7 tRNA genes and 1 rRNA gene are annotated in these 843 nt (G+C 49.9%); all 8 read left to right on the plus strand.

What is annotated here, in order from left to right:
- Nucleotides 1-87: 87 nt before the first annotated feature.
- Nucleotides 88-203, plus strand: a 5S ribosomal RNA gene (rrf, locus tag KI356_RS26855).
- 4 nt (nt 204-207) lie between these two features.
- Nucleotides 208-283 (plus strand) — tRNA-Val (locus tag KI356_RS26860).
- A 4-nt stretch (nt 284-287) separates the two neighbouring features.
- Nucleotides 288-363: transfer RNA gene (locus tag KI356_RS26865), tRNA-Thr, on the plus strand.
- 10 nt (nt 364-373) lie between these two features.
- Nucleotides 374-446 (plus strand) — tRNA-His (locus tag KI356_RS26870).
- A gap of 26 nt (nt 447-472) precedes the next feature.
- A tRNA-Leu gene (locus KI356_RS26875) sits at nt 473-553 on the plus strand.
- Nucleotides 554-582: 29 nt separating this feature from the next.
- A tRNA-Gly gene (locus KI356_RS26880) sits at nt 583-657 on the plus strand.
- A 16-nt stretch (nt 658-673) separates the two neighbouring features.
- Nucleotides 674-762: transfer RNA gene (locus tag KI356_RS26885), tRNA-Leu, on the plus strand.
- A 3-nt stretch (nt 763-765) separates the two neighbouring features.
- Nucleotides 766-839 (plus strand) — tRNA-Arg (locus tag KI356_RS26890).
- Nucleotides 840-843: the final 4 nt, after the last annotated feature.

The following is an 843-nucleotide window of genomic DNA, read 5'->3' on the forward strand; positions in this document are numbered from 1 at the left end:
TGTTATCTAGTTTTGAAAGAATATAAAAAACTTGTTGACTTTAAAAGTTAAATAAGTTATAATGATTCTTGTCTTAAATGAATACAGTCTGGTAATGATGGCAGAGAGGTCACACCCGTTCCCATACCGAACACGGAAGTTAAGCTCTCTAGCGCCGATGGTAGTTGGGACCTTGTCCCTGTGAGAGTAGGACGTTGCCAGGCAAATGGAGGATTAGCTCAGCTGGGAGAGCACCTGCCTTACAAGCAGGGGGTCGGCGGTTCGATCCCGTCATCCTCCACCATTTAGCCGACTTAGCTCAATTGGTAGAGCAACTGACTTGTAATCAGTAGGTTGGGGGTTCAAGTCCTCTAGTCGGCACCAGAAAATCATGGCGGTTGTGGCGAAGTGGTTAACGCACCGGATTGTGGCTCCGGCATTCGTGGGTTCGATTCCCATCAGTCGCCTCATTTTTTCTTTAAATAATTAATATGCGGGTGTGGCGGAATTGGCAGACGCACTAGACTTAGGATCTAGCGCCTTTGGCGTGGGGGTTCGACTCCCTTCACCCGCACTTTTAATAAAATAACTCATACATGTCTTGCGGAAGTAGTTCAGTGGTAGAATACAACCTTGCCAAGGTTGGGGTCGCGGGTTCGAATCCCGTCTTCCGCTCCAATTTTCAATATGACATGCCGGGGTGGCGGAACAGGCAGACGCACAGGACTTAAAATCCTGCGGTGGGTGACCACCGTGCGGGTTCGACCCCCGCCCTCGGCACCATATGCGCCCGTAGCTCAATTGGATAGAGCGTTTGACTACGGATCAAGAGGTTAGGGGTTCGACTCCTCTCGGGCGCGTTTT

Source organism: Bacillus hominis (genome assembly GCF_018332515.1).
Taxonomy (GTDB): Bacteria; Bacillota; Bacilli; order Bacillales; family Bacillaceae_G; genus Bacillus_A; species Bacillus_A hominis.